The sequence below is a fragment of the Rhizobium sp. BK289 genome (assembly GCF_014193575.1).
Classification (GTDB): Bacteria; Pseudomonadota; Alphaproteobacteria; order Rhizobiales; family Rhizobiaceae; genus Rhizobium; species Rhizobium tropici_C.
This window is the reverse complement of the sequence record NZ_JACHZO010000007.1, coordinates 251,451-277,633: the sequence shown is the minus strand read 5'-3', so window position 1 is coordinate 277,633 and position 26,183 is coordinate 251,451. Positions and strand designations below refer to the sequence as shown.

At 60.7% G+C, this 26,183-nt stretch carries 25 protein-coding genes; 8 read left to right on the top strand and 17 right to left on the bottom strand.

From position 1 onward, the window contains the following. Positions 1-222 precede the first annotated feature (222 nt). The 3 genes from FHT84_RS16105 to FHT84_RS16095 all read right to left on the bottom strand — a co-directional run bounded on the left by FHT84_RS16105 (position 223) and on the right by FHT84_RS16095 (position 5,784). Positions 223-3,342, bottom strand: coding sequence for an efflux RND transporter permease subunit (locus FHT84_RS16105; protein WP_113250741.1), 3,120 nt, complete (start codon positions 3,340-3,342; stop codon positions 223-225). Then, a complete protein-coding gene (locus tag FHT84_RS16100) occupies positions 3,339-4,571 on the bottom strand; it encodes an efflux RND transporter periplasmic adaptor subunit (protein WP_113250740.1) in 1,233 nt (410 codons plus the stop codon). The genes FHT84_RS16105 and FHT84_RS16100 overlap by 4 nt, the downstream gene beginning before the upstream one ends. A gap of 424 nt (positions 4,572-4,995) precedes the next feature. Further along, positions 4,996-5,784, bottom strand: coding sequence for an SDR family oxidoreductase (locus FHT84_RS16095; RefSeq protein ID WP_113250739.1), 789 nt, complete (start codon positions 5,782-5,784; stop codon positions 4,996-4,998). Positions 5,785-6,075: 291 nt separating this feature from the next. Between FHT84_RS16095 and FHT84_RS16090 the strand changes: the two genes are divergently transcribed. Both FHT84_RS16090 and FHT84_RS16085 read left to right on the top strand, forming a co-directional pair. After that, positions 6,076-7,740 (top strand): electron transfer flavoprotein-ubiquinone oxidoreductase, encoded by a 1,665-nt coding sequence (locus FHT84_RS16090; protein WP_113250738.1) that lies wholly within the window; start codon positions 6,076-6,078, stop codon positions 7,738-7,740. 6 nt (positions 7,741-7,746) lie between these two features. Further along, on the top strand, positions 7,747-8,274 hold the full coding sequence (locus FHT84_RS16085; RefSeq protein WP_112342652.1) for a GNAT family N-acetyltransferase: 528 nt from the start codon (positions 7,747-7,749) through the stop codon (positions 8,272-8,274). Position 8,275: 1 nt separating this feature from the next. Here the strand turns inward: FHT84_RS16085 and FHT84_RS16080 are convergent, their stop codons facing one another. From FHT84_RS16080 to FHT84_RS16070, 3 genes are all read right to left on the bottom strand, one after another. After that, positions 8,276-8,641 carry a type II toxin-antitoxin system VapC family toxin gene (locus FHT84_RS16080; RefSeq protein WP_112342653.1) on the bottom strand — a complete coding sequence of 122 codons (366 nt, stop codon included), beginning with the start codon at positions 8,639-8,641 and terminating at the stop codon, positions 8,276-8,278. Next, positions 8,638-8,835 carry a type II toxin-antitoxin system VapB family antitoxin gene (locus FHT84_RS16075; RefSeq protein WP_112342654.1) on the bottom strand — a complete coding sequence of 66 codons (198 nt, stop codon included), beginning with the start codon at positions 8,833-8,835 and terminating at the stop codon, positions 8,638-8,640. Before FHT84_RS16075 ends, FHT84_RS16080 begins: the two co-directional genes overlap by 4 nt. A gap of 102 nt (positions 8,836-8,937) precedes the next feature. Further along, entirely contained in the window at positions 8,938-9,840 is a 903-nt protein-coding gene (locus FHT84_RS16070; protein WP_112342759.1) for a DMT family transporter, read from the bottom strand. A 144-nt stretch (positions 9,841-9,984) separates the two neighbouring features. Between FHT84_RS16070 and FHT84_RS16065 the strand changes: the two genes are divergently transcribed. Continuing rightward, the gene (locus tag FHT84_RS16065) at positions 9,985-10,458 is read left to right on the top strand and encodes an Lrp/AsnC family transcriptional regulator (protein ID WP_113250737.1); all 474 of its coding nucleotides are present in this window, start codon (positions 9,985-9,987) and stop codon (positions 10,456-10,458) included. A 49-nt stretch (positions 10,459-10,507) separates the two neighbouring features. Here the strand turns inward: FHT84_RS16065 and mgtE are convergent, their stop codons facing one another. Together mgtE and FHT84_RS16055 are read right to left on the bottom strand one after the other, a co-directional pair. Next, positions 10,508-11,881, bottom strand: a complete 1,374-nt coding sequence (mgtE, locus tag FHT84_RS16060) for a magnesium transporter (RefSeq protein WP_113250736.1) — start codon at positions 11,879-11,881, stop codon at positions 10,508-10,510. Between the two features lie 355 nt (positions 11,882-12,236). Further along, on the bottom strand, positions 12,237-13,250 hold the full coding sequence (locus tag FHT84_RS16055) for a zinc-binding alcohol dehydrogenase family protein (RefSeq protein ID WP_113250735.1): 1,014 nt from the start codon (positions 13,248-13,250) through the stop codon (positions 12,237-12,239). A 105-nt stretch (positions 13,251-13,355) separates the two neighbouring features. On the opposite strand from FHT84_RS16055, the gene FHT84_RS16050 reads away from it, so the two are divergent. Beyond that, positions 13,356-13,760, top strand: a complete 405-nt coding sequence (locus FHT84_RS16050) for a helix-turn-helix domain-containing protein (protein ID WP_112342658.1) — start codon at positions 13,356-13,358, stop codon at positions 13,758-13,760. On the opposite strand, the gene FHT84_RS16045 is transcribed toward FHT84_RS16050, so the two are convergent. Next, the gene (locus FHT84_RS16045; protein ID WP_113250734.1) at positions 13,725-14,942 is read right to left on the bottom strand and encodes an MFS transporter; all 1,218 of its coding nucleotides are present in this window, start codon (positions 14,940-14,942) and stop codon (positions 13,725-13,727) included. The two genes, FHT84_RS16050 and FHT84_RS16045, sit on opposite strands and share 36 nt — an antisense overlap. 320 nt (positions 14,943-15,262) lie before the next feature. Here FHT84_RS16045 and FHT84_RS16040 point away from each other — a divergent pair, with 320 nt between their 5' ends. Then, entirely contained in the window at positions 15,263-16,210 is a 948-nt protein-coding gene (locus FHT84_RS16040; RefSeq protein ID WP_113250733.1) for a diacylglycerol kinase family protein, read from the top strand. A gap of 5 nt (positions 16,211-16,215) precedes the next feature. Here the strand turns inward: FHT84_RS16040 and FHT84_RS16035 are convergent, their stop codons facing one another. Next, positions 16,216-17,556: a glutamine synthetase family protein gene (locus FHT84_RS16035; protein ID WP_113250732.1), complete on the bottom strand. Its 1,341-nt coding sequence runs from the start codon at positions 17,554-17,556 to the stop codon at positions 16,216-16,218. Between the two features lie 145 nt (positions 17,557-17,701). Between FHT84_RS16035 and FHT84_RS16030 the strand changes: the two genes are divergently transcribed. After that, a complete protein-coding gene (locus tag FHT84_RS16030; protein WP_113250731.1) occupies positions 17,702-19,069 on the top strand; it encodes an aspartate aminotransferase family protein in 1,368 nt (455 codons plus the stop codon). On the opposite strand, the gene FHT84_RS16025 is transcribed toward FHT84_RS16030, so the two are convergent. Both FHT84_RS16025 and FHT84_RS16020 read right to left on the bottom strand, forming a co-directional pair. After that, on the bottom strand, positions 19,070-19,690 hold the full coding sequence (locus tag FHT84_RS16025) for an NUDIX hydrolase (protein ID WP_113250730.1): 621 nt from the start codon (positions 19,688-19,690) through the stop codon (positions 19,070-19,072). 48 nt (positions 19,691-19,738) lie between these two features. Next, on the bottom strand, positions 19,739-20,758 hold the full coding sequence (locus tag FHT84_RS16020) for a glycosyltransferase family 2 protein (protein WP_181592366.1): 1,020 nt from the start codon (positions 20,756-20,758) through the stop codon (positions 19,739-19,741). A gap of 95 nt (positions 20,759-20,853) precedes the next feature. Between FHT84_RS16020 and FHT84_RS16015 the strand changes: the two genes are divergently transcribed. Further along, complete coding sequence (locus FHT84_RS16015; protein ID WP_113250729.1) at positions 20,854-21,822, top strand: lysylphosphatidylglycerol synthase domain-containing protein; 969 nt, start codon at positions 20,854-20,856, stop codon at positions 21,820-21,822. 16 nt (positions 21,823-21,838) lie between these two features. Here FHT84_RS16015 and FHT84_RS16010 read toward each other — a convergent pair whose 3' ends face one another. The 4 genes from FHT84_RS16010 to FHT84_RS15995 are packed head-to-tail and all read right to left on the bottom strand — an operon-like array spanning position 21,839 to position 24,222. Continuing rightward, positions 21,839-23,083 carry an RNA polymerase sigma factor gene (locus FHT84_RS16010; protein ID WP_162737031.1) on the bottom strand — a complete coding sequence of 415 codons (1,245 nt, stop codon included), beginning with the start codon at positions 23,081-23,083 and terminating at the stop codon, positions 21,839-21,841. 10 nt (positions 23,084-23,093) lie between these two features. Beyond that, positions 23,094-23,471, bottom strand: coding sequence for a YciI family protein (locus FHT84_RS16005; protein ID WP_112342667.1), 378 nt, complete (start codon positions 23,469-23,471; stop codon positions 23,094-23,096). Between the two features lie 18 nt (positions 23,472-23,489). Further along, positions 23,490-23,852, bottom strand: a complete 363-nt coding sequence (locus FHT84_RS16000; protein ID WP_112342668.1) for a YciI family protein — start codon at positions 23,850-23,852, stop codon at positions 23,490-23,492. A 10-nt stretch (positions 23,853-23,862) separates the two neighbouring features. After that, a complete protein-coding gene (locus FHT84_RS15995; RefSeq protein WP_113250727.1) occupies positions 23,863-24,222 on the bottom strand; it encodes a YciI family protein in 360 nt (119 codons plus the stop codon). A gap of 156 nt (positions 24,223-24,378) precedes the next feature. Here FHT84_RS15995 and FHT84_RS15990 point away from each other — a divergent pair, with 156 nt between their 5' ends. After that, entirely contained in the window at positions 24,379-24,609 is a 231-nt protein-coding gene (locus tag FHT84_RS15990) for a hypothetical protein (RefSeq protein ID WP_113250726.1), read from the top strand. Positions 24,610-24,641: 32 nt separating this feature from the next. Here the strand turns inward: FHT84_RS15990 and FHT84_RS15985 are convergent, their stop codons facing one another. Next, complete coding sequence (locus FHT84_RS15985; RefSeq protein ID WP_112342671.1) at positions 24,642-26,144, bottom strand: AMP nucleosidase; 1,503 nt, start codon at positions 26,142-26,144, stop codon at positions 24,642-24,644. Positions 26,145-26,183 lie beyond the last annotated feature (39 nt).

Below are 26,183 nucleotides of genomic sequence, written 5' to 3'. Positions count from 1 at the left end.
CCGCACTCCTTTCCGTCGAAATTGTCTGGATTGGGGCCGAGCCCCTGTGAGACGCTGACGCGCCCTGTCGCAAAGAGGGCGCGTCATGACATGGCTAAGCTTCAAGTTCAAGCCGGAAGGGTGCTTTTATTTTTACTCGCTATGACATCCCCGGCAGTATTTCACCGGCGATGCGTTTCGCTTTGCTTGAAAAGGAATGGGCGCCTTTCGGCGCCCGTTTTGTCATTCCGCGGCAATCGCCGTCGGCGGTTCGTTCTGGTGCGGGTCGTCGTGCTTGCGCCGGCCGAAACGACCGAGGAAGTCGCTCAGGCGGTTCATCTCCAGGAAGATGACGGGTGTGATGAACAAGGTCAGAAGCTGCGAAACCACCAGGCCGCCTACCACAGCGATACCGAGCGGCTGGCGCAGCTCCGAGCTTGCGCCGCTGCCGACCGCGATCGGTAGGGCGCCGAGCAGGGCGCAGAAAGTGGTCATCATGATCGGCCGGAAACGGCGTACGCAGGCCTCGTGGATCGCTTCCGCCGGCGACATGCCAGTACTCGAGCGCAGCGTTTCCAGCGCCACGTCGATCATCATGATCGCGTTTTTCTTGACGATACCGATCAGCATCAGCAAGCCGATGAGCGCGATGATCGACAGATCGAAGCCGAAGAGCTTCAGGGCGAGCAGGGCGCCGAGAGCGGCGGCCGGCAAACCGGAGAGAATGGTCAGCGGGTGGATGAAGCTCTCGTAGAGAACGCCGAGAACCACATAGATCGTCAGCACTGCAGCCAGGATCAGATAGGGCGTGCTGCCCTGCGACTGCTGGAAGATCTGAGCCGTACCGCCGTAGGACGTGAAAACGTCCGCCGGCATGTTGATATCCTTCTTGATCTGCTCGATCTGTGCGGTGGCGTCGCCAAGCGCTTCGCCAGCCGGCAGGTTGAAGGATACCGTGGTCGAGACGAGCTGACCGGTCTGGTTGATGGTCACTGGACCGGTGTTGCGCACGATGTGCGCGAAGGCGGACAATGGAACCTGCTCGCCCTTCGAAGACGTCACATGGATGCGCGACAGTTTCTGGTCGTCCCAAGGCTGGTTCGCATCATATTCGATGATCACGTCATAGCTGTCGCCGGTCGACTGAATCTGGGCGGCGGCGTAGTCGCTGAAGGCCTCCTCAAGCGTGGTGCGCAGCAGGTTGTTGTTGATGCCGTAGGCGGCGGCCTTCTCCATATCGACGACGATGTTGGCCTGCAATGCGTTGTACTGCGCGTCGGTGGTCACGTCGGTAAAGCGTGGATCCTTTCGCATCTCCTGCAGCATCTTGTTGGCCCACTCGTTGGTCAGATCAGCGTTGAGGGCCTGGATGACGAGCTGATATTGGCTGGCGGTCTGGCGTCCGCCGAAGCGAAGGCTTTGCTGAGGATTGATGAAGATCTGAATGCCTGGGATTTTGGCAACGGCGGCGCGCAGTTCGCGCAGCGTCTGGTCAAGCGGTTCGCGATCCTTCTTGTCCTTCAACTGGGCATAGATCGTACCGTTGTTGAGTGTCTGACGCGCGCTGGCGCCGACAACCGACATCACGTGCTCGACGGCAGGGTTCGCCTTGATCGCCGCAGCGGCCTGGTTCTGCAGGTCACGCATCGCCGGAAAGGAAATATCCTGGCGGGCGCGCGTTGAAATCTGCAGCCGTCCGATGTCTTCCTGCGGGAAGAAGCTGGCTGGCAGGGTCAGGAAGAGATAGGCCGAGAGTGCGACCGAAGCAAGGAAGCTTCCAAGCACGATGTAGCGATGGCGAATACACCATTCCACGCCCTTGCCGTAGTTGACCTCGGTCCAGTTGAAGCCCTTGTTGAAGAGGCGCACCGGCAGCGGGGGATGGCTGTGGGCGTTGGAGAGACGCGAACCGAGCATCGGCGTGACGGTCAGCGAGACCACCGCGGACGATACGATGGCGATTGCCACGACCATCCCGAATTCATTGAAGATACGACCAACGACGCCGCCCATCAGCAGGATAGGGATGAACACGGCGATGAGCGAGACCGACATGGAGATAATCGTATAGCTGACTTCTGCCGCGCCCTGGATGGCCGCCTGCCACACAGGCATGCCTTCTTCCATGTGCCGTAGAATGTTCTCCAGCATGACGATGGCGTCGTCCACCACGAGGCCCACCGCGATCGTCAATCCGAGCAGCGAGATATTGTCGACGCTATAGCCGAGCACATACATCATGCCGAAAGTTGATATCAGCGAAAGAGGCACGGCGAGGCCGGGGATAATCGTTGCCGTCACGTGGCCTGTGAACAGGTAGATGACGAGAACGACGAGGCCGATGGTCAGCAGCAAGGTGAACTTGACGTCCGAGATGGCCTCGCGGATTGGCTGGGCCGAGTCGTTCATAACGGTCATTTTGACGGAAGCCGGCATTTCGGCCTGCAGCTTCGGCAGTGTCTTGTTGACGGCATCGACGACGTCGACGGTGTTGGCATCGGGCTGGCGTTGAATAGCCAGAATGATCGCTCGCTGGCCATCATACCAGCTACCGATATTCTGGTTTTCCACGCTGTCCTGCACGTCGGCGACGTCGCCGAGGTGAATTGGCTTGCCATTGGGATTGGCAATCACAAGCGTGCGAAACTGGTCGGCGTTGACGCGCTGCGTATCCGCATTGATCGTCATGCTCTGCGCCGAGTCTTGCAGCGTGCCGACCGGGACCTGGTTATTGGCGTTGACGACGGCTGTATTGACTGTGTCGATACCGATGCCGCGATCCAGAAGCTTGTTCGGATCGACGTCGATGCGCACCGCGTAGGTCTGCGCCCCGTTCACCGTCACTTCAGCGACGCCAGGCAGTGTCGAGATCGATGGAGAGATGATGTTCTCGGCGATATCGTCGAGCTTGCTGCGTTGCAAAGTGTCGCTTTGTACGGCGATCAGCATGACAGGCGCGTCGGCCGGGTTGGTCTTCCGGTAGCTTGGCGGGGTGGTCAGGTTGTTGGGAAGTTTTCTTTGCGCGGTCGAAATCGCCGCCTGCACGTCACCGGCGGCGGCGTCGATGTCGCGGTCGAGATTGAACTGCAGCACGATGCTGGTATTGCCAAGCGAGTTTGTCGAAGAAATTTCGCTGATGCCGGGGATCGTCTCGAACTGCTTGATCAGCGGCGTGGCGACCGATGTCGCCATCGTCTGTGGTGATGCGCCCGTCAGCTGGGCCGAAACGTTGATCGTCGGGAAATCCACCTGCGGCACTGCTGCGACGGGGATGAGCTGATAGCCGGCGAGACCAGCAAGCACCACGCCGATCGCGAGAAGCGTGGTCGCGACCGGACGCTGGATACAGAAGGTCGGGATCATTGTTGCGCTCCAACTGCGATGGTTTCGGTTTTTCCATCATCGGCCGAAGCGACCTTCTCGTTTGGATTGTCGCTGAACTGTTCCTTGACTTCGGTGCCGTTGTTCAGTTGCGACTGGCCTTCGACAACGACATGATCGCCCACCGAAAGGCCTGTGGCGACGGCTGTGCGGCCGCCATTGGCGCGAGCAATTGTCACCGGCGTGATCTTGACCTTGTTGTCCTTTACCACGAAGGCGATATAGCCGTCCGGCCCCGGGCTGACGGCAACGGTCGGCACGACGATGAGCTGCTCGTTGTCGGCGAAGTGAACCATGACGTTCTCGGAGCGTCCCGGCCACAAGGCACCGTTGGCGTTTTCGAAGGTTGCCTTCACAGCGATCGTTCCGGAAGCCTGGTCGACTGTGTTGTCGTAAAAGGTGATCGTTCCGGTGCGAGGCTTGCCCTGCGCAGAGCGGGGAACGGTGGTGACGTGGACAGGGCCCGCGGCCAGCTGTTCCTGCAGTTCGCGCAGATTGTTTTCCTGCATGGTGAACTTGATGTATGCCGGATCATATTTGCTGATCGTCACGATTGGCGTGCCGGCGCTGACATAAGCCCCCAGGCTCAATTGAACATCGCCAAGCCGGCCATCATAGGGTGCCCGTATGTCGGTATTTCCGAGCAGGACCTGATCCGAGGCAAGCTGTGCCTGGTCCGCGCTGAGCGTGGCAATGGCGGCGTCGCGGGTCGCACGTGCTTCATCGGCCGTCGCCTGAGTGCCGGCGCTGTTCGTAAGCAAGCTATTGGCACGGGTCAGCGCGGTCTCCGCTTGGGCAAGGTTTGCCTGGTCTTTCGTAATGTTCGCCTGGTCCTTGTTGACGGCAGCCTGTGCCGTGCGCGGATCGAGCTTTGCGATCAGGTCGCCGGCTTTGACTGTCACGCCATCTTTTACGGCGATCTGCGTGATCAGCCCGGCTTCCTGCGCGGCGATCGTCGTTGAATCGATCGGCACGACCCAGCCGGTCGCGGGAACGTCCATGGGGAGCGTAGTTTTGACGGCGGCAACGGTCTTTACCGCGATTGGGCCGGCCTGACGCTTGCCGCCGGCCTGCGCCGGCTTGCCGGCATCTTTGGTTTCTGCGGAGGCTTGGTCGACAAAGGCGGAAAGGAAAGGAATACGGTCGCGGTAGCTCCATGCTGCAAGGGCTGCGACGACGAGAAGGCCGAGGGGAAGCCAAAGTTTTTTCATATTTAAAGAACCGGTCGGGGCTTGTTGCAGGATGCGCGGGGACGTTGAGGTGTATCTACTGCGTCGCACAACAAAGACGCGTTTCGCCGCAATTCATCACATCGCCGTCGCCGCTAACGTTCGGTAATTCTGTCCCTTTTTACGCGAATTCATGAACGCTGATGCCGTGCAATTTACCACAGTTCTACAGGGCGAAAAATTAAAGCTTGGAAAGCTTTGGAATAGGTTTCGTTTATGCAGCGTAGCAAGCAGTCGAATGACTATTTTTTGATTGCCGTTATGTAATATTCGGCAGGAAAAACAGCCTGAGGCAGTATTTATACTCCGAAGACGTGCTTCAGCGTGCAAGGAGGCGTCGCGCCGCTCACGGAATTGTGTTGTCAGGCCCTTTATGAGGCCTGCAAACTGCTCGTCCGTCACAAGTTCAAAGGGAGCGCGCAGCTCCTCCGTCGCAGCGGACCAGCGTTCCCGTGACGTAGCTTGCCGGTTCGCTGCAGAGGAAGGCGGCCGTCGCAGCGAATTCCTCGACACGGCCATAGCGGCCGGCGGGAATGCGCTGTTGACGCTCGGCGCTGACATCTTCCAGGCTCCGGCCCCCACGTTTGGCCGCGGCAGTGTCAAGCTCGGCCAATCGATCGGTGGCGATACTGCCAGGCAGAAGCATGTTCACCGTGATGCCATGCGCCGCCACCTCGCTTGCCAGCGTCTTGCTCCATCCGACCAGTGCCGGGCGCAGCGTGTTGGAGAGTGCAAGATTGGGAATGGGTTCGATAACGCCGGAGGAGGCGACTGTGACGATGCGCCCCCAGCGTTGCGCCTTCATGCCCGGCAGCAGGGCGTTGGTCAGCGTGATGATCCGCGACACCATGGAGATGAAATAGATCTCCAGCTTGTCGGCGGTCATATCCTCTGTCGTTCCGGGCGTCGGGCCGCCGCTATTGTTGACGAGAATGTCGATGCCGCCGAGCTTGTCGGTCACAGCCTTGGTGACGACCTCAACGAAGTTCTTGTCGTTAAGATCGGCCCAGATCCAGTCGGCACGGCCCTTGCCTTCGGCATTGATGGCTTTGCAATTACCGTCAAGCCTTTCGCCGTTGCGACCACAGAGCAGGACGTTCACGCCTTCGCGGGCCAGTGCCACGGCGATTCCATGGCCGAGCCCCTTGGATGAGGCAAGCACCAGCGCGCGCTTTCCGCCGATACGAAGATCCATCTCGATCACCCTTCATGCTATCCGCAATTCCCGATCGGTTCTTATAGAGCGCCAGCGGGCGATTATGGAAGGCATGCTCCGGAGATTGCGATAAATACCCTCGGAACATTGACGTTAACGTAAGGGTAATTTAACTTGTTTTGCGCGCTGGACGAATTGGAGGATTGCCTGTCGCTTCCCGGCTCGACAATCCTTTTCCGTTTTGACAAGAGATAAACGAAACGGGGAATACGCCCAAGGGGATGAGGCTGCGATCCGATATCATCGGACGCCGCCAAGCGGAGAAGATGAATGACTGACGCGAGCGAGCTGCCGGAACGCGAGAGCATGGAATTCGACGTTGTGATTGTCGGCGCAGGTCCTGCGGGCCTGTCGGCGGCGATCCGGCTGAAGCAGGTCAACCCGGATCTGTCCGTCGTGGTGCTCGAGAAGGGAGCCGAGGTCGGCGCGCATATCCTGTCTGGCGCCGTGGTCGACCCGATCGGCATCGACCGGCTGCTGCCGGGCTGGCGCGAGGAGGAGGGGCATCCCTTCAAGACCGAGGTGACGGACGATCACTTCCTGTTCTTAGGGCCAGCCGGCTCCGTCCGCCTGCCGAATTTCCTGATGCCGCCGCTGATGAACAATCACGGCAATTATATCGTCTCGCTCGGCAATGTCTGTCGCTGGCTGGCCGAAAAGGCCGAAGCCTTGGGCGTCGAGATCTATCCCGGCTTTGCCGCGACCGAAGTGCTCTATAATGACGAGGGTGCCGTCATCGGTGTCGCCACCGGCGATATGGGCATCGAGAAGAATGGCGAGCCCGGCCCGAACTATACCCGCGGCATGGCGCTCTTAGGCAAATATGTACTGATCGGCGAGGGCGTGCGTGGCTCGCTCGCCAAGCAGCTGATTGCCAAGTTCGATCTTGCGCGCGATAGCGACGTGCCGAAGTTCGGCATCGGCATCAAGGAACTCTGGCAGGTCAAGCCGGAAAACCACAGACAGGGCCTGGTGCAGCATTCCTTCGGCTGGCCGCTGGGGATGAAGACGGGCGGCGGCTCGTTCCTCTATCACCTGGAGGACAATCTCGTCGCGGTCGGCTTCGTGGTGCACCTGAACTACAAGAACCCCTATCTCTATCCCTTCGAGGAATTCCAGCGCTTCAAGACGCATCCGGCGATCCGGGGCACCTTCGAGGGTGGCAAGCGCATCTCCTATGGCGCCCGCGCCATCACCGAAGGCGGATACCAGTCGGTGCCGAAGCTGACCTTCCCGGGCGGCGCCCTGATCGGCTGCTCGGCCGGCTTCGTCAACGTGCCCCGTATCAAGGGCAGCCACAATGCGGTGCTGTCAGGCATGCTGGCGGCGGACAAGATCGCCGCGGCGATCGCGGCCGGTCGCGGCAATGACGAGGTGATCGAGATCGAGAACGAATGGCGCTCTTCGGATATCGGCAAGGATCTGAAGCGCGTCCGGAACGTCAAGCCGCTGTGGTCGAAATTCGGCACGGCGATCGGCGTGGCCCTCGGCGGCCTCGACATGTGGACGAACCAGCTCCTCGGCTTCTCCTTCTTCGGCACGCTGAAGCACGGCAAGACGGATGCGCAGAGCCTGGAGCCCGCAGCCCAGCACCAGAAGATCGACTATCCCAAGCCGGATGGCGTCTTGACCTTCGACCGTCTCTCCTCGGTGTTCTTGTCGAACACCAATCACGAGGAAGATCAGCCGGTGCATCTGCAGGTCAAGGATATGGCACTGCAGGTGTCGTCAGAACATGATGTCTATGCCGGTCCGTCGACGCGCTACTGTCCGGCCGGCGTCTACGAATGGGTGGAGAAGGACGGCAAGGACACCTTCGTCATCAATGCCCAGAACTGCGTCCACTGCAAGACCTGCGACATCAAGGACCCCAACCAGAACATCAACTGGGTGCCGCCGCAGGGTGGCGAAGGACCGGTCTATCCGAATATGTGAGATGCGATGACGGAGATGGAAAGAGGCGCCTGGACGATCCGTTCGGCCAGGGCCGGCGAACTGCATCTGCTCGCTGCCATCGAGATCGATGCCTTCTGGGCTCTGCATGAGGCCGGCGCGGTCGCCTGCGAGCCGACATCGCTGCCTCTCGATGTCCTGCAACAATCTCTGGCGGAAGACTTGTTGTTTGTCGCCGTCGACGGCATGGATCAACCGTTCGGCTTCGTGGCCGGTCTTCTTGAGGATGGCTCGGTTCATATCGCCGAACTCGATGTCGTCAGACGTTGGCAGAAGCGAGGCGTTGGGCGGCGGCTGATGGAAGCTGCGATTGCGGCGGCGAAAACGCAAGGGGCCGCTGGCGTCACTTTGACGACGGACCGGCAGGTGGCCTTCAACGCGCCATTCTATGCCTCCTTAGGATTTCAAATCCTCGATGACGAAGAAAGGCCAGCCGTTCTCACGCAGATCCTGGAGAATGAGGTTGCCCATGGCGCCGATCCGGCCCGACGCGTGGCCATGGCGTTGCGTTTCTGAACTATAGCGGCGCGGCAATTCCGAGGTTCTCGGCGACACGTTGTAGCCGCTTGTCGCGCGTCCAGAGATAAGTTCCAGGCGCCAGTATCGTCGCGGCCGCGAGATGAGCATCGATATAGCCGATTCCGGTACCCTGCAGTTTGTTGCTCCGGATGAAATAAAGAACGTCCTCATCCGAGACTCTCGCAATCGGAGGCAGTCGGCGGAGGCTTCCTATCACCAGATCATATTGCCGCAGATTGCCAAGACCGATCTCACCGACGACGAAAGGATGAACGACGACTTGTTTTTGCTCCAGCAGGGATTGAAGCCGCGCCTCCAACGCATGAAAGTGATCGATCCAGATCGACGTATCGACCAGGATCATTCGACGCCAAGCTGACGACGAGGGGGAGCCGTGATATTTGGTTCGGTGCCGCCGAGACGTATCAGCGTTTTGGCGGCTTCCCGTTCCACAAGGGCTTTCAATGCTTCACGCAGGATCGCCGAGGTCTCGGCGAGACCGGTAACCTCGCGTGCATCCGCAAGCAACTTATCGTCGATGGCTACGGTGGTGCGCATTGATATCTCCGTTGTCATCAAAATTAGCATCAGATGATGCCGCTTTCAATGCCGAAGACTGCACATGGCAGCCTTCGATCCATTGTCTTGCAGTTGAAGGATTTATTTCCGGGCCAGCACTCCGGTCGAAAGTGCCACCCCAAGTCCCGTAACGATCGCTGCTGCAATCCCGGCCAGTCCGATTTCCTCGCCGAGCAGAAAGCCGCCGCCGATCGTGGCAAGAACAGGGGTGATGGCGGTGAAGGCTGCGGCCTGCGTGCCACCGAGAGCCTGGACGGCAAGGCCGTAGGCCAGTGTGGCGGCAAGACCGGAGAGCAATCCCTGGCTGACGATCTGCAGGCCGATTTCCGGCAGCGGCACCGAGGCGAGTGAGCTGCCGAAGACAGCGGCCAGGCCGAGATGGATCAGGAACGACCAGACGGCGATGATGGCGCTCGACTGCAGAGCACTGAGACCAGAGCGGCGGAAAGCATGAGTGTAGCTTGCCCAGAGCACGGCAGACAGCGGCAGCAGCGTAAAGCCTTCCCAGGAGACCTGCACGCCGTAGAGGCTGCGGGCAAGCAATATCACGACACCCGCGACGATGCCGCCAAGACCGAGCCATCGAGTGATATCAAGCCGCTCGCGAAACAACAGCACACCGATCAGGGCGGTCGCCAGTGGCATGGAACCCCCGAGCAAAATGCCGGCCGAGGAGGCGGGCGTGAATTGAATGGCAAGCGTGGTCAGCTGGAAGAAGACGGCGCCGGAGCCGCAGACCATCAGCGCCAGCAGTTTCAGCGGTACGCCCTTCGGCAGCAGGCCCGTCTTCCACCAGACGGGAGCCAGCACCAGGGCCGGCACGCCATAGCGGATCAGGCCGAGATCGATGGTGCCCATCTGCGTTTCGGCCGTGTGGCGGGTTGCAAGAATCCAGTTTGCCCAGATCAAGACAGTGACGACGGCGCCGGCATAGCCGACCATGGTGGGTGTTGCCTTGCGGGTGGAGAGAGACAAAGCGGTCATCGACATATCCTTTCCAACGATCCGGTTATCTTTCGAATGAGGAAAAGATAGCGCCGAAGGCCGAGGCATGTCCTTGCTAGTTATGGCTCTAAAATGATGCTATCAGCAATAATCTACCAATTTTAAAATACGGGTTTCCTTAATATGCCAAAATTCGATAAATTCGATATCGCGATCCTCAACTGCCTGCAGGAGGATGCGCGGGCGACCAATGTCGAGATCGCCGAGCGCGTAAACCTCTCTCCATCGCCCTGCTTGCGGCGCATTCGCAATCTGGAAAAATCAGGGCTCCTGCGCGGCTATCGCGCCGATATCGACCGCAAGGAAGCCGGCCTCGGTCTAACGGTTTTCGTGGAACTAAAGGTCGGTCATCATTCGAAGGAGAATTCGGAAGCGCAGCAGGCAGCACTGCTCGCCATTCCGGAAATCGTCGCTTGCCATCTGATTTCGGGAACGGCCGATTTCCTGGCGGAAGTCGTCGTGGAGGATCTTGCCGCCTATGAGAAGGTGATGTCGGAAAAGCTTCTGGTGCTTCCCGGTGTGGTCGATCTGCGCTCGAACTTCGCGATTCGCACCATCAAGACCAACGGCGCATTGAAACTGCCAGTGCCGGAATGAAGTGAAAAGGGCCGTTGCCGGCCCCTTTGCGATGAGAATCTGATTATCCTCAGAGCATCGTTCCGCTGAGGATCAGCAGAGCGACCGAGAAGTAGATTACAAGGCCGGTGACATCGACCAGCGTCGCAACGAACGGCGCCGATGCGCTCGCGGGGTCGAGCCGCAGCTTCTGCAAAACGAACGGCAGCATCGAGCCGGCGAGCGAACCGAAAGTGACGATACCGATCAGGGCCGCAAAGACGGTAACGGCGACCAGCTGCCAGTGCGGGCCATAATCGAACAGACCGATAGTCTGCCAGAGCACGATGCGTGCGAAGCCGACGAGGCCGAGGATCGCGCCGAGCACGATACCCGTCGGCAATTCGCGGAACGCCACGCGCCACCAGTCCGAAAGCTTGAGCTCGCCGAGCGCCAGCGCCCGGATGATCAGCGAGGTCGCCTGCGAACCGGAGTTGCCGCCCGAGCTCATGATCAGCGGGATGAAGAGCGTCAGCACGACAGCCTTTTCCAGCTCGCCCTCGAAGTGCTGCATGGCGCTTGCCGTCAGCATTTCGCCGAGGAAGAGGGCTGCGAGCCAGCCGGCGCGCTTGCGGATCATGCCCGCAAAGCTGATCTTCATATAGGGCTGGCCGAGTGCTTCCATACCACCGAATTTCTGGGCGTCCTCGGTCGTATCGGCGATCATGGTGTCGATGACGTCATCGACCGTGACAATGCCGAGCATCATGCCCCTGTCGTCCACGACCGGGAGCGCCAGCAGATCGTGGCGTCGGATCAGGCGGGCGACATCCTCCTGCTTCATCAGCGGCGGCGCCGTGATCGGTGTGCCCTTCTGAGCTACGGTCAGGATGCAGGCATCTGGTTCACCGGTGATGAGACGGCGCAGCGTCACGACATGCAGCAGTACATGCGTTTCGTCGTCGAGAACATAGATGGCATAGACCGTTTCGCGGGAGCGCTCGACCTGGCGAACGTGATCGAGCGTCTGGGCCACGGTCCAGCTCGCGAAAACGCTGACGAATTCCGTCGTCATGATGCCGCCAGCCGTGCGGGGCGGATAGCCCATCAGGCCCTGGATCGCCTGCCTTGTATGTTCGTCGAAGGTGGCGAAGAGCCGGGCGCGCGCCTCGACATCCATTTCCAGCAGCACGTCGGCGACGCGGTCGTTGGACATGCCGTGCAGCAGCCGCGCGGCATCCCCATTGCTCATGACTTCGAGGATGGCAGGCGCGTTGCGAAGTTCTGGCCGGTCGAGAATGCGCACGGCGCGCTCTTCCGGCATTTTGGCGAGGATGCGCGCAGCCTCTGATGCCCCAAGCGCATTCAGCGACTCGACACGCTCGGCGATGGTTACGGCTCGGTTGTTATTAATGAATGCACGAGCGGCATTGCCGGCCCGCGTGGGAAAGCTGTTGATGTTCATTATAGCTCGCCTTTCTGGTCGATCCGCCGTCGTAGCGGATCGTGGCGAGCCGACAGGAGTCGGTTAGTGCACGAATGCTACTGACGGCAAAGGCAATCGACTACTACTGTCGCTAGGCATCGAAAGATGACTCCGGTTGATCGGTATGGAGAACGCTGTTCCCCACGAGCGGAGAAGTCGCGCCGAAGGCATAAAAAGTCAAGAGGTGGGACATGCCTAAACGCGCAATCCTGCAATAAAAATTTGTTTAGGCGGCTGCAAATTTTTGCGATGCAACAAAACGTGGTGCAAAGGCGTTAAAACAAAGCGGCCGGACGACATGCGCCCGGCCCGATCTGTCGCGAATATTGGTCGCTCAGAAGCCGGCCAGAACGACCTTGCCCTTCATCTTGCCGGTCTCGACGAGGGCATGCGCCTTCTTGAGATTGGCTGCGTTGATCGTGCCCGCGGTCTCGGTCAGCGTCGACCTGATCTTGCCGGCATCCACCAGTTCGGCGATCTTCGTCAGCAGCTTGTGCTGCTCGATCATATCGGCGGTGTGGAAGAGGGGACGGGTGAACATCAGTTCCCAATGAGTCGATACCGCCTTGCGCTTGAAGGGTACCACATCGAGCGTTTTCGGGTCGTCGATCAGCGCGAATCGGCCTTGGGGCGCGATAGCCTCGATGATCGAGCCGATATGATCTGACGTGTTCGTCGTCGAGAAGACGAAGGCCGGTGCGCCGATGCCGAGCGCCTCGATCTGCGGCGCAAGCGGCTTCGAATGGTCGACGACGTGATGGGCGCCCAATTCCTTCACCCAGGCCTGCGTTTCGGGTCGCGATGCCGTGGCGACAATGGTGAGATCGGTCAGCGCGCGTGCAATCTGGATGGTGATTGATCCAACCCCGCCGGCTCCGCCGATGACGAGAATGGCATTGGCGGAGCCAGGAACCGGATCCTGTACCTTCAGCCGGTCGAACAGCGTTTCATAGGCAGTGATCGATGTCAGCGGTAAAGCGGCAGCGGCGGCGAAATCGAGGCTTTTCGGCTTGGCGCCGACGATGCGCTCGTCGACAAGCTGGAATTCGGCATTCGATCCATCGCGACTGATGGAGCCCGCATAGAAGACCTCGTCTCCAGGCTTGAACATGGTGACGTCAGGGCCAACCGCCTTTACGATACCGGCGGCATCCCAGCCGACGATCTTGTATGCGCCTTCGGGCGGCGCGACATTGGCACGGACCTTGACATCGACCGGATTGACGGAAACGGCCTTTACTTCGACGAGCAGATCATGACCCTTTGCCTCGGGCGTCGGCAACTCGATGTCGATCAGGGATGTCTCTGCGGAAATGGGCTGTGGTTGCTTATAGGCGACTGCGCGCATGGGAGAAGCTCCTGGGTTGGTTGCACAGAGGCTAGATGCGCATTATCCTCAAAGGGCGCAAGAATGCACAATTTCTGTACGTAGGTACAAAAAGGATACTGTCAAATGTCGGTTCCCCGTTCCAAGCTTGTCAGGAATTTTCCCGGATGCCCGGTCGAGGCGACGCTGAGCGTGCTCGACGGCAAATGGAAGGGCGTGATCCTGTTTCACCTGATGGAGGGAACGCTGCGCTTCAACGAAATCCGCCGCAAGCTGCCGTCGGTGACGCAGCGCATGCTGACCAAGCAATTACGGGAATTGGAAGAATCCGGGCTGCTATCGCGCACCGTCTTTCCGGTCGTGCCGCCACGCGTGGATTATGCGCTGACGCCGCTTGGCGCCAGCCTCGGGCCGATCATCAACGCAATGGCCGTCTGGGGCGAGGAGAATGTATTTTGTCGTGACGGGCGCCAGCAGCTGGGCGCCCCAGGGACGTCATGCGCGCCCGGTGCGGCGCTCCAGGCCAACTGAAACGGCAAAGACGGCAAGACCGGCAACGGAAAGCACCGCACCGACATAGCCGGTGGCAGCCGCCGTAAAGCCCCAGGATATCACCAGGCCGCCGAGCCAGGCGCCGAGCGCATTGGCGATGTTGAAGGCAGAGTGATTGGAGGCGGCGGCCAGCGTCTGTGCGTCGGCAGCCACATCCATGAGGCGCGTCTGTACGGCCGGGCAGGCGGCAAAGCCGCAGCCGATCAGGAAGACGCAGATGCAGAGCATGATCGGATTAGCCGCCGTCAGCGAGAAGAGCGTCATGATGACGATGTTAAAGATCATCATGCCGCCGATCGTGCCCTTGATCGAGATGTCGCCAAGGCGCGAACCGACGATGTTGCCGACATTCATGCCGATGCCGAAGAGCGCAAGCACGACCGGCACCATGGCAGTGCCGAGGCCGGCGACCTCTGTGGTCGTCGTGGCGACATAGCTGAAGATCGAGAACATGCCGCCGAAGCCGACGGCGGCGACTCCAAGCGAAAGCCAGACCTGGATGCGCTTCAGCGCGCCGAGCTCACGCGTGATGCTGGCGCCTTCCTCGACCCTGTCCTTCGGCAGGAAGAGGGCGATGAGCAACATGGTGGCGAGGCCGATAGCACCGACCATCATGAAAGCAGCCCGCCATTCGAGCAGCTGGCCGAGGAAGGTGGCGATCGGCGTGCCGATGAGCGTCGCGATCGTGAGACCAAGCATGACCTGGCCGACGGCGCGCACGCGGCGATGGACCGGCACCATCGAGGCGGCGACGAGCGCCGCGACGCCGAAATAGGCGCCATGCGGCAGGCCGGTGATGAAACGCAGCGCCGTGAAGCTTTCGAAAGTCGGCGCAAAGGCGCTGGAAATATTGCCGGCGGCAAAGATCGCCATCATCAAGAGGAGCAGCGTGCGGCGCGCCATCTTGGCGGCAAGCACGGCGATAACAGGCGCACCGACGACGACGCCGAGCGCATAGGCGCTGATCACGTGGCCTGCTTCCGGCGTGGTGACGCCAAAGGTGTCGGCGACGTTGGGCAGAAGTCCCATGATGACGAATTCGCCAGTGCCGATGCCGAAGCTGCCGACGGCCAGCGCTAAGGTCACCAGCGCAATGGCAGCGCGAGATGGCGCTTCGAGGATGGTCTGGCTATCGAGAGCCTCGACGGAAATATCGCTCACGGAAACTCCTTGGGCGACACACCAAGACGGGGCGCCGCGATCAGGCAGCGAACCCCACATTCGGCGCTCAGTGCATCAGGACGAATAAGGAACTGGAACGGCACGGACATGCCTCGCGCGACAATATCGATGACGCCGGTACTTCTGTCGCGTGCATTTATTGCAGTGCAGCATGTCGTATCATGCATAAGTGCGCGTTGCACAACCCGGGCAAAGGCAGCGATTCTTGAAATCGCTTCATCCGGAACCATTTGTGAAAGAGCGCACGGGGCTTCTTAGCCCTTTATTGAAGTAAAACTTTTCGGAAAACCGAGAGCCCCATGAAACTGATCGGCTTTTTCAATCGCGATGGCGGCACTTTCCGCACGACTGACATGGCTGCCTATGAAAAGAAAGCGGAACAGGTCTTCCGCGACGCCGGTCATGATTTCGAAGCTGTGGTCGTGGAGGGGCGCAACATCGTCTCGGCGATGGAGCGCGCGGCACGGCGCGACGATATCGACGGCATTGTCGCCGGCGGCGGCGATGGTACGATTTCGGCAGCTGCCGCCATCGCCTGGAAGAACGGTGTCGCCCTCGGCGTCATTCCGGCCGGCACCATGAACCTCTTTGCCCGTTCGCTGCGGTTGCCGCTCGACATATGGCAGACGTTGGGCGTGCTCGCGACAGGCGAGGTCGACAATGTCGATATCGGCAGCGCCAATGGCCGCGCCTTCGTGCATCAGTTCTCGGCCGGTCTACATGCGCGCATGGTGCGCTACCGCAATGGCTACACCTATCGCTCCCGCTTCGGAAAAATGTCGGCCAGCGCCCGCGCCGCCTTCGGCGTCATCGCCAACCCGCCGGAATTCGATGTCGACTTCGAAGCCGGCGGTATTCGCGAGCGCCGCCATGTCTCAGCGATCTCCGTCTCCAACAACCCTTTCGGTGCCAATGCGTTGCTTTATGCCGACAGCCTGCGCAGCGGTGAACTGGGCTTCTATACCGCAAAGCCCCTTCGGCCGCTCGGCGTCGCCCGGCTTGCCATCGACATGCTGCGCGGCCGGGTTCGCGAGAATGCCGATGTTATGGTCATGCATGCGCCGGAGGTGCATCTGCATTTCCCGAAGCTGCGCCAGCTCGCCAACTGCGTCATGGATGGCGAGCTTTTACCGCTTGAGCGCGACGTTACGCTCAAGGTGCATCCCGGCGAGCTCAAGGTGATGGTCCGAGAGGGGACAGCCGCCAGCATTGCGCGCGAGGGCGCCGTCGACAGCGTCGCCATCTGACACATTCAGAGGCGGGGCAGGTAGGTCCTATAATCGAAATCGGAAACCGTGCGCAGGTGGCTGAGCGCTTCCTTATGCTTCGTCTCGCCGTAGAGTTTCTGATACCGCTCACCGAAAATATCGGCAACGAAGGCTGACCCTCGGAAGCGCTCGACGGCCGTCAGGAAATCATGCGTCAGCTTGGGCGCATCGGCCGGCACATAAGCCGGCGTCGTCTCCTCGCCGGGATCGAGGTCGTTCTGCAGGCCGAGCAGCATGCCGCCCAGGATTGCCGCCAGCATCAGATAGGGATTGGCGTCGGCGCCCGCGACGCGATGCTCGATGCGCGCACCCGGCCCATCCTTCTCTGGAATGCGCACGGCCGTGCCGCGATGGCCGAGGCCCCAGGTCAGATCGACAGGTGCAAACGAGCCCGGCTGGAACCGGCGATAGGAATTGGCATAGGGTGCAAAGATCAACTGCGCATCCTGCAGCGTCTGCAAGAGACCCGCGCAGATCGATTTCAGTCTCTTCGGCTCGCCGCCGGCCGCATCGAGGACGTTGCGGCCTTGAACGTCGATGATGCTGGCATGCACATGCAGCCCGGAACCGGCGTGATCCGTATAGGGCTTGGCCATGCAGGTCGATTTCAGGCCATGCTTGCGCGCCGCCTGCTCGGCCACGCGCTTCAGCATGATGCAGTCATCGGCAGCGGCCAGCGCATCCGGGCGGTGCAGCAGGTTGACCTCGAACTGGCCCGGGCCGAATTCCGCCGTCGTCGCATCCGCCGGCAATCCTTGAGCCCGCGCATAGGCGCGCAGCGTTTCGAGATAATCGTCGAGGAGATCGACGGCATCCATGTCGTAGAGCTGAAAGCCGTTCGGTTCGCCCCGGTAGGTCAGGGCCGGCGGCGGCGAGGGAATGCCTCTGTCGCGCCAGTCTCCGGCAAGCAGATAGAATTCCAGCTCGGTCGCGATGACGGGCGTCAATCCAAGCGCCTTATAGCGATCGACAACGGACGAAAGAATAGCGCGTGGATCCTGAAAGCTCGGACTGCCATCGAGCTCGTGCATGGTGGCGAGTACCTGCTTCGATCCCTGCGGCGCCCAGGGCATGTCAGCCAGCGTGCGCTCGTCTGCAACACAGGTTCCATCGGGATCTCCGATCGTCATCGACAATCCGGTAATCTCGTCATTGTCGTAACCCCAAATGTCGAGCGATTGCGTCGAGGTCGGCAGCCGCACGGCGCCGGACCAGACCTTCTTTTCGGCCGCAATCGGGATCTGCTTGCCGCGCAGCCGGCCGTTCATGTCCGAGATCAGCACTTCGATGCGCGCGTTACCTTCGGTTGCGTTGTCGGCCGCCATGCTCTTGTAAATCCCCAATGCTCACGGCATGGTCGTAAACCAAGATAGCTTTCAGTCAAGTGTGGCTGCGTTGCGGCCTGCACGTCGTCGCGGTGTCGGTGGACTCGCCTGACAAATACCAATTCAAAGAGGGTTCGAAATAAGCATGTCCGATACGCCAAGCCGCTCCAATCTCGCCGCCCTCGATGCTGCTCATCACCTTCATCCCTTCGCGGACATGAAGAAGCTGAACGTAGACGGTGCACGCGTCATCCAGCGCGGCGAGGGCGTCTATATTTTCGATGCGGAAGGGCGGAAGTATCTGGATGGCTTTGCCGGCCTCTGGTGCGTGAACATCGGCTACGGCCGCACTGAAATCGCTGATGCTGTTGCCAGGCAGATGAATGAGCTGCCTTATTATAACACCTTCTTCGGCACCACGACGACGCCGGCGACGCTTCTTGCCGAGAAGGTCTGCGCCCATGCCGGACCGCAGTTCAACCATGTCTTCTTCACCAATTCCGGCTCCGAGGCAAACGACACCTGGTTCCGCATGGCAAGGGTCTACTGGGCTGCTGTGGGCAAGCCGACGAAGAAGACCATCATCGCGCGCAAGAACGGCTATCACGGCTCGACGGTCGCCGGCGCCAGCATGGGCGGCATGAAATACATGCACGAGCAGGGCGATCTGCCGATTCCGGGTGTCGTCCATATCGGCCAGCCCTATTGGTATGTCGAGGGCGGCGATCTCTCGCCGGAGGAATTCGGTCTGAAGATGGCTCGTGAGCTTGAAGCCAAGATTGATGAGCTGGGCGAGGATAACGTGGCGGCCTTCGTCGCCGAGCCGGTGCAGGGCGCCGGCGGCGTCATCATTCCGCCATCGACCTATTGGCCGGAGATCGCACGCATCTGCAAGGCAAGGAACATCCTGCTGGTCTGCGACGAGGTGATCTGCGGCTTCGGCCGCCTCGGCGCATGGTTCGGCCATCAGCATTTCGGCGTCGAGCCCGATCTCGCGCCGATCGCCAAGGGGCTGTCGTCAGGCTATCTGCCGATCGGCGGCGTGCTTGTCAGCGACCGTATCGCTGATGTGCTTATCAACGAAGTCGGCGAATTCAACCACGGCTTCACCTATTCCGGCCACCCTGTCTGCGCGGCTGCCGCCCTCGAAAACTTGAGGATCATCGAGGAGGAAAGACTGGTCGAGCGTGTGCGCGACGATATCGGTCCCTATTTCGCCAAGGCTTGGGGCAGTCTTGCCGATCACGACATGGTCGGCGAGGCCGTCAGCATCGGCCTCATGGGCGGCCTGCAGCTCGCCGCCGATAAATCCACACGCCGCCGCTTCGAAAAGCCGGATGCGATCGGCTCGGCCGTTCGCAACCATGCTCTGGCGAACGGCTTGGTGCTGCGCGCCACCGGCGACCGCATGCTGGCCTCGCCGCCGCTGGTTATCAGCCACGAGGAAGTGGATGCCATGGTACGCATCGCGCGCGCCGCTCTCGACGCCGTCTGGGCGGAAGTGAAATCGTAATCAGGGCCTGAACGCCGGTGCTGGCACTTCCCACTTTCCCGCCTTGTGAAGGGCAAGCGTCAGCGCCGCAACATGGATGACCTGGATCATCTTGCCTTCCAGCGCCAGCTCTATCGCCCGCCGGATCGGCATGCGGATCAGGCGGATGCGCTCGGTGGGGTCTTCCGCTGGTTTGGTGGCAAGCTCGACATTGCGGGCAATGACGATATGGGAGAGATTGGTATGCGTGGCCGGATTGGGCGCAAGCTTGCCGACATATTCCCAATCGGAGGATGAAAGGCCGGTTTCCTCGCGCAGCTCGCGCGCTGCGGCCTCGACCGGGCTCGCGTCGGTCGCATCCACGGCCCCGCCGGGAAGCTCGAGCGCCACGACGCCAAGCGCGTGGCGATACTGCTGGACGAGGTAGATATGGTCCTCGGCATCGAGCGCGATGATCCCGACCCAATCGGGATATTCCAGCACGTAATAGGGCGCAATCTCCACGCCGTCGGCCGTCACGCAGTCATCGGCGCGGACCTTCAACCAACGATCATGAACCAGACGCGTCGAGTTCGTCGTCCGCCAGGACGGAAGATCCGCGGTGTCGGACAGCAGGCTTGCGATATCGTCTTCCGAGCTCATGCGCGGTTCAGCTCTCGTTGCGGATAGGCCCGTGCATAGGCGAGATACCTAGGCGTCCTGATGATCTCGATCGAAGATCTTGCGCACGATATAGTTCGGCGAGAGATCGTCGCGATAATAGATGCGGGCGATCATTTCGGCGAGGATGCCTGTCGTGATCATCTGCACCGACGACAGGAGCAGCACGACGCCGACCATCAGCAGCGGACGGCTGCCGATATCGTCGCCGAAGATGAATTTATCGACAAAGAGCCAAAGCAGGACCAGGGCGGCGAGCGCGCCGAGGCCGAGACCGAGCGAACCGAAGAAGTGCCCCGGCCGAGCCTTGTAGCGCATGAAGAACATCACCGACAAAAGATCGAGGATGACGCGGAAGGTGCGGGAAATCCCGTATTTCGACGTGCCGTGCTGGCGGGCATGGTGCGTGACCGGGACTTCGCCGATCCGCGAGCTCGGCACGACGCCGGCGACCCAGGCGGGGATGAAACGGTGCATCTCGCCCATCAGCTTGACCTGCTTGATGATGGAGGAGCGATAGATCTTCAGGCTGCAGCCATAATCATGCAGCTTGACGCCGGTGATGCGGCCGATCAGGTAATTGGCGCACCAGGAAGGAATCTTACGCAGCAGAAGCCCATCCTGCCGGTTCTTGCGCCAGCCGACCAGCAGGTCGAGCTGCCGCCGCTCCAGTTCCTCGACCATGGAAGGAATGTCTTTCGGGTCGTTCTGCAGATCGCCATCCATGGTGGCGATCAAGCGGCCGCTCGCCGCATCGATGCCAGCCTGCATGGCGGCCGTCTGGCCGAAATTGCGCTGGAGCTCGACGATGCGCAGCGTCAGCCCTTCTTGCGAAAGCGACCGGCGGGCATTGACGAGTGTCGCGTCGGTGCTGCCATCATCGACCAGGATCAGTTCCCAGGACTTGCCAAATCCACGCATGGCGGAGCTGATGCGCTCGATCAGCGGTCCGACGCTTTCTTCCTCGTTGAAGACGGGTACGACCAGCGAAAGCTCGAGAGGGCTTGCCGGATCGGCCTGGGGGAGGGTCGACTCTGCCGTTGTCTGCAACACTTCTTTCTCCTAAAAGACCGGCAGTACCTGCCGGACGAAACGAGCGAGAAGTCCGGTTTCAGCCTCCGCTCGCCTTTGGGTGCCCTAACTACATGAAGACTCCGACGGTTGCCAGCCGACAGAATTGGTTTATTCGCAACCGAATGACGCTACTGACGCTCGCGGTCGTTCTTGCTTATGCGGCCTTCATCGAATGGTTCTGGGGCTGGACATCGATCCTGGCACAATGGGGCAATGTCGGCGCCCTGCCGATCCTTCTGGCACTGGCGCTCCTGACAGGCACCTATTTCCTGCGCACCTGGCGCATCTACGATTATTTCCCGAAGGAAACCTCGGGTCATTTCGCAGCGCTGTTCCGCGTCACGCAGGTCCATAATCTGCTTAATATCATGATGCCCTTCCGCACCGGAGAGACCAGCTTCCCGGTGCTGATGCGGTCCGAATTCGGCATCCCGCTGGCCCGCGGCACCTCGGCGCTGTTCGTCATGCGGCTGCTCGACCTGCATGCACTGCTGGCTGCCGCCGGTGTCGGCCTTGCACTTGCCTCGCCTTATCGCGTTCTGGCCTGGATCGCATGGGTGGTTTTCCTGCTCCTGCCGGTCGTAGGCTTTGCCTCCCGCCGGCCGCTTATCCGCCTTGCCGCCCGCATCTTCCCGAAAAAGGCGCAAGGGCTGGTGCACGAGCTGGAACGCGGCCTGCCGGTCGATGCACAAGCCTTTGCGCGCGCCTGGTTGACGACGGTGGTCAATTGGCTGGTGAAGGTCGTGGTGCTCGCCTGGGCGCTCGGCCTTATGAACGTCACGCCACTTTCAGCAAGCTTCGGCGGCGCGCTCGGCGGTGAACTGTCCTCCGTTCTGCCGGTGCATGCACCCGGAGGCGTGGGCACCTATCCGGCCGGCATTACCGCCGGAGCCATGGCCTTCGGTGCCTCGGGCGAGAAGGCGGCGATCGAAAATCTCGCCCAGGCCAGCATCAATGCGCATCTGCTGATCGTCGTCTCAGCGCTGACGGGAACCGCGATCGGATTGCTTGTTTCGCGCAAACGCGCGACCGCGCTCTGAAGGGTTGCGACGCGCTTCAATGTCGAGTCGTCTTATCGTCAAGCTCAGCCAAACGCTTGCGCAGGAAGGCCTGCTCAGGCGTTTGCTGACATAGCGAAAGCGCCGTTTGGTAAGATTGCCGCGCCTCGTCCGTCCGGCCAAGCTGGCGCAGGAAATCCGCTTTCGCCGCATGAGTGAGATGATACCGCGCCATTCGTTCCTCCTGCAGCAGCCCATCGACGATGGCGAGTGCCGCCGCCGGACCGTCGCACATGGAGACGGCGACTGCACGATTGAGCTCGATCACCGGGGAGGGGCTCGCCGTCAGCAGCAGGTCGTAGAGCGTCACGAGCTTTCGCCAGTCGGTATCAGCAGTGGTTCTGGCGCGGGCATGCTCCGCCGCGATCGCGGCCTGCAGCGCATAGCTGCCGACGCTTTCGGCCGCCATCGCTCTTGCCGACAGTGTCAGGCCCTCGCTGATCTGGCTGTGATCCCAGAGCGCGCGATCCTGATCGACAAGCAGCACCAGATCGCCTGCGGCATTGGTGCGAGCATGCCGCCGCGAATCCTGCAGCAGCATGATCGCAAGCAACCCTTCGACCTCCGGATCCGGCAACAGCTGCAGCAGGAGCCTGCCCAGCCGGATGGCTTCGGCTGCAAGGTCGGCGCGGATGATCGCCGCACCTGACGATGCCGAATAGCCCTCGTTGAAGACGAGATAGATGACATGCAGCACCTGTGCCAGCCGCTCCGGCAGCTCCGTCTTGCCGGGTACTTCATAAGGAATATTGGCGTCGCGAATGCGGTTCTTGGCGCGGACGATACGTTGGGCGACGGTCGGTGCCGGGATGAGGAAAGCATGGGCGATCTCCTCCGTCGTCAGCCCGCAGATCTCGCGCAGCGCCATCGCCATGCGCGCCTCGGAGGCGATAAGCGGATGGCAGCAAGTGAAGATCAGCCGCAGCATGTCGTCTTCGATCTCTGCGTTTTCGGCGATTTCCATCGCCTCTCCCTCCGGATAAAGGCTGTCTGTAATATCCGAGCGGGCCGCGTCGAAGCGCGTCCTGCGCCGGATATGATCGATGGCGCGGAAACGACCGGCGGAGACCAGCCAGGCATAGGGATTGGCCGGGATCGTCTCCTCCGTCCATTGCTGCGCCGCTGCCGCGAAAGCGTCGTGGAGCGCTTCCTCGGCCCGGTCGAAATCGCCGAGCAGACGGATCAGCGTTGCCAGCACGCGGCGCGAATGGCTGCGATAGATGCTGTCGATGGTCTGGTTCAGAGACACGGCATCAGCCTTCCTCCGCCAGGTCCCCCCGAAGGGTCAGGATACGCACTGGACGAATCTCGATGGCGCCGTAGCGCGCCGAGGGAATGCGCTTGGCTATATCGATCGCGCTATTCAGATCGGGGGCATCGATGAGATAGAACCCGGCCAGATATTCCTTCGTTTCGACGAACGGCCCGTCGGTCACTGAAAACGTGTCGCCGTCGGGGCGAATGACGATCGATTTGTTTCGGAGCTCCAGCGCGTCCGAAACGATGAGCGTGCCGTCCCGCCGCAGGCCTTCGTCAAAGACGAAATGCTCGCCGATCAGATGGTTCATTTCGTTCGGCGTCAATCGTCCGTCGACATCGACGGATGTGTAGATGTGGTATAGAAACCGCATGTCTCTTTTCCTCCGCGGCTATTCGTCCGGAAAGCGGATGTCGAAGGCGGCGCGAACCTCGATCATGCCGTAGCGCGCGACGGGGAAAGTGGCGGCGATTTCGGTCGCTTCCTCCATGTCCCGCGCTTCGATCAGCACGAAACCGCCGAGATGCTCCTTGATCTCGGCGAAAGGGCCGTCCGTGACGATCGCATCACCCTTGCGCACCCGAACCGTCCTTGCGGTCTCCGGCTCGCGCAGGGCATTGGCGACGAGGAGATGGCCGCTCTCGCGCAGCCGGTTGTCGTTATCGATCGAATCCTGCGTCAGCTTTCGCCCTTCCTCTTCAGAAAGCTTGGCGATCTCAGCGCTATCGAACCACACCTGGCAAAGGAACTTCATCTGCACCTCCTCAAACGTCAGGGCCGAAGTTATGGATTGGCCGCACCTCGATCGCGCCGAGCTTGGCGAGCGGAATGCCGGCGGCAATCCGGATCGCGTCGTTCAGATCCTTCGCCTCGATCAGGATGAAGCCGCCAAGATACTCCTTGGTTTCGATGAAAGGCCCATCCGTCACCGACGTCTCGCCATTGCGGACCCGTACGGTCACCGCAGATCTTGGCGATTGCAGCGCTTCGGCATGGATCATATTGCCGCTCGCCATCAGGTCACGGTCATAGCCGAGCGAATCCGAATCGAGCTTGTGCTTTTCATCCTTGGTCATGACGTCGAGCGTCGTGCCATCGAACCAGACCTGGCAGAGATATTTCATCGCAGCGTCTCCTCTTTCAATTTGCTGACAGCCATAGACGAGCGGCCGCGAAGCAAATCGACATCCCGATCCGCAGCATGACAAAAATTTTCGGCGCTGTCGAAAAAGCCCGAGCCCGGTCGACCAGTTCCGTCATCTCAAAAAGGAGAAACGGACATGTACAACCTCGAAGCAGCCCTTATCTATCATTGGCAAAAGAAGACCCTGTCGGACGAAGAGCTATTGCAAATGTCAAATCCCGGCGAAGTGATTGCCCGCACGGTGATCGGATTTGCCATTTTTGCCGTGATGATCCTCGGTCTGAATTTGTGGGCAACGCCCAACGACCAACGGCCGCAGGTCGCGGCCGCTTATCAGATGCAATCGGTGTCAGCAGAAAAGCAATAGGGTGACGCCCCATTGCCTTGCTGGCTCGTGGCTTACTGAAATGCAGTTTCGAAGAAGCTGCGCAGTTTGCGCGAATGCAATGCTTCCGGTGGCATGGCGGCCAGTTTCTGGATGGCGCGGATGCCAATCTGCAGATGCTGGTTGACCTGCGTGCGATAGAAGGCCGTCGCCATGCCGGGCAGCTTCAATTCGCCATGCAACGGCTTGTCCGAAACGCAGAGCAGCGTGCCGTAGGGAACACGGAAGCGGAAGCCGTTGGCGGCGATCGTGGCCGATTCCATATCGAGCGCGACAGCGCGGGCCTGGGACAGCCGCTTCACCGGGCCTGCCTGATCGCGCAGTTCCCAGTTGCGGTTGTCGATGGTGCCGACAGTGCCCGTGCGCATGATGCGCTTCAGCTCGAAGCCCTCATAGCCGGTGATTTCGGCAACGGCCGCTTCAAGCGCCACCTGCACTTCGGCGAGCGCCGGGATCGGCACCCAGACCGGCAGGTCGTCGTCGAGAACGTGATCCTCGCGCATATAGGCGTGCGCGAGCACATAGTCGCCGAGCCGCTGGCTGTTGCGCAGGCCGGCGCAATGACCGAGCATCAGCCAGGCATGCGGGCGCAGCACGGCCACGTGGTCGGTGATCGTCTTGGCGTTGGAAGGACCGACGCCGATATTGATCATGGTAATGCCGGCATGGCCCTTCTTCTTCAGATGGTAGGCCGGCATTTGCGGCAGCCGCGGCGCGGCCACATCGCCTTCGGGCTGGCTGGAGCCAGCCTTGGTGATGATGTTGCCCGGTTCCACGAACTCGGTATAGCCGTCGCCGCCCCTCGCCATCAGGTCGCGCGCCCATTTGCAGAATTCGTCGATATAGAACTGGTAGTTCGTGAACAGCACGAAATTCTGGAAATGCGCCGCACTGGTCGCGGTGTAGTGGACGAGGCGGGCCAGCGAATAATCGATGCGCTGCGCGGTAAATGGCGCAAGCGGCGAGGGCTCGCCCGGCGGCGGGATATATTCGCCGTTGGCGATTTCGTCGTCCGTGGTGTTCAAGTCCGGTGTGTCGAAGAGGTCGCGCAGCGGAATGTCTTCGAAAATACTGGCGGTTGCTTCCACATGAGCGCCTTCGCCGAAGGCGAAATGAATCGGGATGGGCGTCGTCGATTCCGATACGACGACCGGAACATTGTGGCTGCGCATCAGGAGCGTCAGCTGTTCCTTGAGATAATGCTTGAAGAGTTGCGGGCGGGTGATGGTCGTCGTGTAGACGCCGGGCGCCGTGACATGGCCGTAGGAGAGGCGCGAGTCGACATGGCCGAAGCTCGTCGTCTCGATGCTGACCTGCGGATAGAAGGCGCGGTAGCGCGCGGTGATCGGCGCGCCCTTGGCGAGCTTGGTGAAACTGTCGATCAGGAACGCGGTATTGCGCTCGTAAAGCTCCGTCAGCGCTTCGACGGCTTTGCCCGGATCATCGAAGGTCCGCGGCTGGAACGGGCTGGGGGAGGAGATGTCGAGAGGTGAAAGAGAAGAGATTCTGTTGCTCATGAGCCATTATAGAGTGTCGTTGGTAACAAGCAAACGACG